Consider the following 6,339-nt stretch of genomic DNA (forward strand, 5'->3'; position numbering starts at 1 on the left):
TCGTACTTGGGCCCACGCCGCCGAGGGGTCCCTGGCCGAAGCGAAGCGAGGCCGGGGAGGCGGTGGGGATTAGATGTTGAAGCCGAGGGCCCGCATCTGGTCCTTGCCGTCGTCGGTGATCCGCTCGGGACCCCATGGCGGCATCCACACCCAGTTAAGGCGCCAGTCGTCCACAACGCCGTCCAGCGCCTTGCCAACCTGCTCCTCGAGCACATCGGTGAGCGGGCATGCGGCGGTGGTCAGCGTCATGTCGATCAGCAGCGCACCGTCATCCTCGGAGTACTTCAGGCCGTACAGCAGGCCGAGGTCCACCACGTTGACGCCGAGCTCAGGATCGATGACGTCCTTGAGGGCCTCTTCGACGTCCTCAAGGCTCGTGCGGGCTGCGTTGATTTCGGTCATGGCAGGTCCTGACTAGGCCTGTACCGCGACGGGTGCGGCAGCAGTGCCGGCGCCCTTGGCGTAGCGGTCGTAGCCTTCTTCTTCGAGGCGGTCGGCCAGTTCCGGGCCGCCCTCTTCGACAACCTGGCCGTCCACGAACACGTGGACGAAGTCAGGCTTGATGTAACGCAGGATGCGGGTGTAGTGCGTGATGAGCAGAGTGCCCATCTTCCCCTCGGCGTGGGCGCGGTTGACGCCCTCGGAGACGACCTTCAGGGCGTCGACGTCCAGGCCGGAGTCGGTCTCGTCGAGGACGGCGAACTTGGGCTTGAAGAGCTCCAGCTGGAGGATCTCCACGCGCTTCTTCTCGCCGCCGGAGAAGCCTTCGTTGACGTTGCGCTGGGCGAAGTCGGCGTCGATGCGCAGCTGCTCCATGGCAGCCTTGACGTCCTTGGTCCAGGTGCGCAGCTTGGGTGCTTCGCCGTCGATGGCGGTCTTGGCGGTGCGCAGGAAGTTGGTCATGCTGACGCCGGGGACCTCCACGGGGTACTGCATGGCCAGGAAGACGCCGGCGCGGGCGCGCTCGTCCACGCTCATCTCCAGGACGTCTTCGCCGTCCAGGGTGATGGAGCCGCTGGTGACGTTGTACCGCGGGTGGCCGGCGATGGTGGAGGCCAGCGTGGACTTGCCGGAGCCGTTGGGGCCCATGATGGCGTGGGTTTCGCCGGTCCGGATGGTCAGGCTGACGCCCTTCAGGATTTCCTTGGTGCCCTGCTCCGTGTCAATGCTGACGTGCAGGTCCTTGATCTCAAGAGTAGACATGTGTCTTGTTCTCCTCTGCACCGTGCCTGGCGGCGGCGGTGCGGTCTCTGTCTGGAAGTTGGTTCGTAAATCTGTGGTGCTAGCTGAAGTTCGGAGCTTCGGCGCCGTTGAGGACATTGGTGAAGTCCACGTAGACCTCGTCCCCGCTGATCTCGACGGCGAACACCGGGACGGGATCGTAGGCGGGCAACTGCAGCGGCTCGCCGCTGCGCAGGTCGAACTGCGAGCCGTGGCCCCAGCATTCGATGGCGCAGCCCTCCACGTCACCCTCGGACAGGGATATGTCCGCGTGTGAGCAGGTGTCGCCGATCGCATGGATCTCCCCCATGGAGTCCTTGACGATCGCCACAGGGTAGTCGTCGATCAGGATCCGCAGCGCCTGCTTCAGCTGGATGTCATCCACCTTGCAGACAAGCTCGCCCTTTGGCTGGTCAGTCATCTGTAAACCCGTGCTCCGTACCTTCTAGTTGTCCGTCAGTGCGAGTTCGTGCTCAACAGCTTCGGTCAGCCGCTCCTCGATGGAGGGGACCTTGATCTGCTGGATGATCTCGTTCAGGAAGCCACGCACCACCAGGCGGCGGGCCACGGACTCGGGGATGCCGCGCGCCATCAGGTAGAAGAGGTGCTCGTCGTCCATCCGGCCGGTGGCGCTGGCGTGGCCTGCACCTTCGATCAGCCCGGTCTCGATCTCGAGGTTGGGCACGGAGTCGGCGCGGGCGCCGTCGGTCAGCAGCAGGTTGCGGTTGGCCTCGTAGGTATCGGTGCCTTCGGCTTCCTTGCGGATGAGGACGTCGCCAACCCAGACGGCGTGGGCGTTGCGGCCCTGCAGCGCGCCCTTGTACAGGACGTTGGACTTGCAGTTGGGCACGGCGTGGTCCACGAACAGGCGCTGCTCAAGGTGCTGGCCGGCGTCGGCGAAGTACAGGCCGAACAGTTCAGCCTCGCCGCCGGGGGCGGTGAAACGGGCCGACGGCGTGACGCGGACAAGGTCGCCGCCGAGGCTTACCATGACGTGCTTGAGCTTGGCGTCGCGGCCGATCTTAGCCTGCTGGGAGGAGGCGTGGACGGCGTCGTCGTTCCATTCCTGAAGCGAGACAACCGTGAGGCTGGCACCGTCTTCCACGATGATTTCAACGTTTTCCGAGACCACGGCGGAGCCGCGGTGGTTCAGGACCACAACAGCCTTGGAGAACTTCTTGGCGACGATCACCAGGTGCTGGGCGGCGGCCTCAAGGGACGTGCCTTCGATGTCGATGGTGATTTCGGTCAGCGCCTCGAACTCCGCCGGAATCGTGACCACCGTGGCCTGGGCGAAGTTCTCCCAGGCGTTGGCGGACACGCGGTCCTCAGGAATGCCGGCAGTACCGATCCGCTGGTCGTCGCGGCCGACGCCCTCTACGGTGACGTCTTCCGGGCCCTTGACGATCACGGTGGGCGCAGCGCCGGACAGGACCTCGGTGTGCAGGCCGCGCAGGCGCTTCAGAGGGGTGAAGCGCCAGTCTTCCTCCAGGCCGGTGAGCGGCTTGAAGTCGGCCAGCTTGTAGGACGTCAGGCGGCCGGCGCGTGAGCTGTCCGGAACGCCTTCGCCGCCGCCGTGCGAGTGGCTCTTGGCAGAGGCGCCGGCAAGCGGAGCCTTGGAGCCTGCCGCGTTGATGGGCGACAGGCTTTCGCCTTCTTCGGTGAAGCCGTCGATGAACGGCTGGGCTGAGGGCGCGCCGATGCGGGCCTTTTCAGTAGTGATTTCAGTCATCGTTATCCGACGGACCCTTCCATCTGCAGTTCAATCAGGCGGTTCAGCTCAAGTGCGTACTCCATGGGGAGCTCGCGGGCAATCGGCTCGATGAAGCCGCGGACGATCATCGCCATGGCTTCGTCTTCGCGCATGCCGCGGGACATCAGGTAGAAGAGCTGTTCTTCGCTGACCCGGGAAACAGTTGCTTCGTGGCCCATCACAACGTCGTCCTCGCGGATGTCGATGTAGGGGTAGGTGTCCGACCGGCTGATCGTGTCAACGAGCAGGGCGTCGCAGCGGACGGTGTTGGCGGAGTGCTTGGCGCCTTCGCGGACCTGGACCAGGCCGCGGTACGCCGCACGGCCGCCGCCGCGGGCCACCGACTTGGAGATGATGGAGCTCTTGGTGTTCGGCGCGATGTGGACCATCTTGGAGCCGGTGTCCTGGTGCTGGCCCTCACCGGCGAACGCGATGGAGAGGGTCTCACCCTTGGCGTGCTCGCCCACGAGGTAGACGGCCGGGTACTTCATGGTGACCTTGGAACCGATGTTGCCATCGACCCATTCCATGGTGGCGCCCTCTTCGCAGATGGCGCGCTTGGTCACCAGGTTGTACACGTTGTTCGACCAGTTCTGGATGGTGGTGTACCGGACGCGGGCGCCCTTCTTCACGATGATTTCCACCACGGCGGAGTGCAGCGAGTCCGAGGTGTAGATCGGCGCGGTGCAGCCCTCGATGTAGTGGACGTAGGAGTCCTCGTCCGCGATGATCAGGGTCCGCTCGAACTGGCCCATGTTTTCCGTGTTGATGCGGAAGTATGCCTGCAGCGGGATGTCCACGTGGACGCCCTTGGGGACGTACACGAAGGAACCGCCGGACCAGACGGCCGTGTTCAGGGAAGCGAACTTGTTGTCGCCCACCGGAATGACGGTGCCGAAGTACTCCTGGAAGATCTCCGGGTGCTCCCGCAGCGCGGTATCGGTGTCCAGGAAGATGACACCCTGGGCCTCGAGGTCCTCACGGATCTGGTGGTAGACAACCTCGGACTCGTACTGTGCGGCCACGCCGGAGACCAGGCGGCTGCGCTCAGCTTCCGGGATGCCCAGCTTCTCGTACGTGTTCCGGATGTCCTCGGGCAGGTCTTCCCAGGTGGCAGCCTGCTTCTCCGTGGAACGGACGAAGTACTTGATGTTGTCGAAGTCGATGCCGGAGAGGTCTGCACCCCAGGTGGGCATGGGCTTGCGGTCGAAGTACTTGAGGCCCTTGAGGCGAAGGTCGAGCATCCACTCGGGTTCGCTCTTTTTGTCCGAGATATCACGGACCACTTCGTCATTGATGCCGCGGCGGGCGTTGGCACCGACGTCGTTCTTGTCAGCCCAGCCGTACTCGTAGTTACCGATGCCGTGGAGCTCGGGATTCTTCTCCAGAATCTCTGAGATCACAGTGTTTTCGGCTACCGCTTTCTCTGATAGTTGGTCCGTCATCACGGCCTTTCTTGCTGATGGTTGGTTACTTCATTCAGGCTGGCGGGGGCTGCCGAAGGCCTTGTGGGCCCCTGGGCAGACAGCCTGCCTGTAGGAATATGGGTGGTGCAGACATGCCCGCCGCGGGCAAGCGTGGAGAGCCGGCGGACGTCCACGCCAACGAGCCTCGAGAAGACCTCGGTCTCCACGTCGCAGAACACGGGGAACCGGGCGGCGAGCTGTTGGATGGGGCAGTGGCCCTGGCAGAGCTGGACGCTGGACAGCGCGGCCGGAAGCGGGGCCTTGGCCTCGATGGACGCCGCGGACGAAACAAAGTTATCGCGGGTCAGCGCGTCGGACAACGCTTTGGCCCGGTCGCTGATGTCCGGACCGGCCTTTTCGATTTCCGGCGCGTACCGCCGTTCCATGTCAGCAAAACGCTCGACGGCGAATGCCCGGACGGCGTCGGGTCCGGCAACTTTCTGCAGTTGCTGGAGTGCAAGGGCGGCGATGTCCAGATAGTCGTTGCCGAGGCTCGACTGGCCCTCGGAACTGAGGACATAGCGGCGGGCAGGGCGGCCAGCCCCGGCGCCGGAACGCGCAACACGCTTGACTTCGATGACGCCCGCGCGGGATAAATGGTCCAGGTGCCGGCGCACGGCAGCCGGCGTGAATCCGAGCAGGTCGCCGAGTTCGGCGGCACTGACAGGCCCGTGCTCCAGGACCGCCGCAAGGACGCGGTCCCGGGTGCGCTCATCCGCATCGGCCACCGGACCGGAGGCCGCGGGGCCCCGGTCTGCGGGAGCCTGGGAGGCTCCGTGCCCGGCAAAAGGCACAGCAGTAGCATTGCTCATGGAATACACAACACAATCATGTCGTAATTTACTCCCCCACTCCAGTAAGGACAGGCTGACCTCAGCAGGCTGCGCGGCGGACGGCGAAAAATACTACATCCCGTAGAATACTGGGGTGCGTTCCCCCCAATCCCCCGTTCTGTCCATCAGCGGGCTCATTAAGGATGTCGGCCCGCTTACCAGCCTTGACGGCAAAATGCTACGGGTGGTCAGCGGTATCTCACTCGTTGCCGAACGCGGACAGGTAACGGCCCTGCTGGGGGCCAACGGGGCAGGCAAAACCACCACCCTCGAATGTGCGCAGGGCCTGCAAAAAAGGACCGGCGGCAACATCTCACTGCTGGGACACGATCCCGCCGCGGCAGGGGCGGAGCTGCGCTCCCGCGTAGGTGTGATGCTCCAGGACGGCGGGCTGCCGCCGTCGGCCCGTCCCATCCCGCTGCTGCGGCACATTGCCGGACTGTATGCCCGGCCCTGGCCGGTGGATGAGCTGATCGAGCGGCTGGGGATCGATACCTTCGGCAGGACCACCGTCCGCCGGCTCTCCGGCGGGCAGAAGCAGCGCCTGGCCCTCGCCGCCGCGCTGATCGGCAGGCCCGAAGTTCTGTTCCTGGATGAACCCAGCGCGGGCCTGGACCCCCAGTCGCGGCAGCTGGTGTTCGACCTGATTTCCGAGCTGCGCGACGCGGGGATGGGCATCATCCTCACGACGCACCTGATGGACGACGCCCAGCGCCTGGCTGACTATGTCTACATCATCGACGGCGGCCGCAACGTTGCCGAGGGAACGGTCCGGGAGCTGCTGCAGCGCGACCCGTCCGTCGAGGCAGGTGCGGAGCATGTCCGCACACTGGTGTTCGAGGCGCCGCCGGGCCTGGATCCTGCTGCCGTACTTCCGGCGCATATCGATGTCACCGAAGCCCGGGCCGGCAGCTACTGCATCACGGGCACTTTGACGCCCGCACACCTCGCCGCGTTGGCGACTTGGTGGGAGGCCCACAACATCATGCCCGCCTCGATGAGCCTGCAGGCGCGTAGCCTTGAAGACGTCTTTCTGGATATCTCGGGAAAGGACATCCGATGAAGC

7 protein-coding genes are annotated in these 6,339 nt (G+C 64.8%); 1 reads left to right on the forward strand and 6 read right to left on the reverse strand.

Annotated elements, in window-relative coordinates; all coding sequences use genetic code 11:
• Nucleotides 1-69 precede the first annotated feature (69 nt).
• The 6 genes from P2Q66_RS20185 to P2Q66_RS20210 form a co-directional block, all read right to left on the reverse strand.
• Nucleotides 70-402, reverse strand: a complete 333-nt coding sequence (locus tag P2Q66_RS20185) for a metal-sulfur cluster assembly factor (protein WP_275731009.1) — start codon at nucleotides 400-402, stop codon at nucleotides 70-72.
• A 12-nt stretch (nucleotides 403-414) separates the two neighbouring features.
• Nucleotides 415-1,203: a Fe-S cluster assembly ATPase SufC gene (sufC, locus tag P2Q66_RS20190; protein WP_079596067.1), complete on the reverse strand. Its 789-nt coding sequence runs from the start codon at nucleotides 1,201-1,203 to the stop codon at nucleotides 415-417.
• Between the two features lie 79 nt (nucleotides 1,204-1,282).
• Nucleotides 1,283-1,642, reverse strand: coding sequence for a non-heme iron oxygenase ferredoxin subunit (locus tag P2Q66_RS20195; protein ID WP_079596066.1), 360 nt, complete (start codon nucleotides 1,640-1,642; stop codon nucleotides 1,283-1,285).
• 24 nt (nucleotides 1,643-1,666) lie between these two features.
• Nucleotides 1,667-2,953: a Fe-S cluster assembly protein SufD gene (sufD, locus tag P2Q66_RS20200; RefSeq protein ID WP_275731013.1), complete on the reverse strand. Its 1,287-nt coding sequence runs from the start codon at nucleotides 2,951-2,953 to the stop codon at nucleotides 1,667-1,669.
• Between the two features lie 2 nt (nucleotides 2,954-2,955).
• Entirely contained in the window at nucleotides 2,956-4,419 is a 1,464-nt protein-coding gene (gene sufB, locus P2Q66_RS20205; RefSeq protein ID WP_079596064.1) for a Fe-S cluster assembly protein SufB, read from the reverse strand.
• Nucleotides 4,419-5,252, reverse strand: a complete 834-nt coding sequence (locus tag P2Q66_RS20210; protein ID WP_079596400.1) for a helix-turn-helix domain-containing protein — start codon at nucleotides 5,250-5,252, stop codon at nucleotides 4,419-4,421. The genes sufB and P2Q66_RS20210 overlap by 1 nt, the downstream gene beginning before the upstream one ends.
• 115 nt (nucleotides 5,253-5,367) lie before the next feature.
• On the opposite strand from P2Q66_RS20210, the gene P2Q66_RS20215 reads away from it, so the two are divergent.
• On the forward strand, nucleotides 5,368-6,336 hold the full coding sequence (locus P2Q66_RS20215) for an ABC transporter ATP-binding protein (RefSeq protein ID WP_275731014.1): 969 nt from the start codon (nucleotides 5,368-5,370) through the stop codon (nucleotides 6,334-6,336).
• The last annotated feature ends 3 nt before the right edge of the window (nucleotides 6,337-6,339 follow it).

Origin of the sequence: Arthrobacter sp. Cr_A7 (genome assembly GCF_029222765.1) — a bacterium.
GTDB lineage: Bacteria > Actinomycetota > Actinomycetes > Actinomycetales > Micrococcaceae > Arthrobacter.

Coding starts and splice junctions, on each gene's coding strand:
- sufB (WP_079596064.1), bottom strand. CDS start 4,419: ATGACGGACCAACTATCAGAGAAAGCGGTAGCCGAAAACACTGTGATC.
- P2Q66_RS20195 (WP_079596066.1), bottom strand. CDS start 1,642: ATGACTGACCAGCCAAAGGGCGAGCTTGTCTGCAAGGTGGATGACATC.
- P2Q66_RS20185 (WP_275731009.1), bottom strand. CDS start 402: ATGACCGAAATCAACGCAGCCCGCACGAGCCTTGAGGACGTCGAAGAG.
- sufD (WP_275731013.1), bottom strand. CDS start 2,953: ATGACTGAAATCACTACTGAAAAGGCCCGCATCGGCGCGCCCTCAGCC.
- sufC (WP_079596067.1), bottom strand. CDS start 1,203: ATGTCTACTCTTGAGATCAAGGACCTGCACGTCAGCATTGACACGGAG.
- P2Q66_RS20210 (WP_079596400.1), bottom strand. CDS start 5,252: ATGAGCAATGCTACTGCTGTGCCTTTTGCCGGGCACGGAGCCTCCCAG.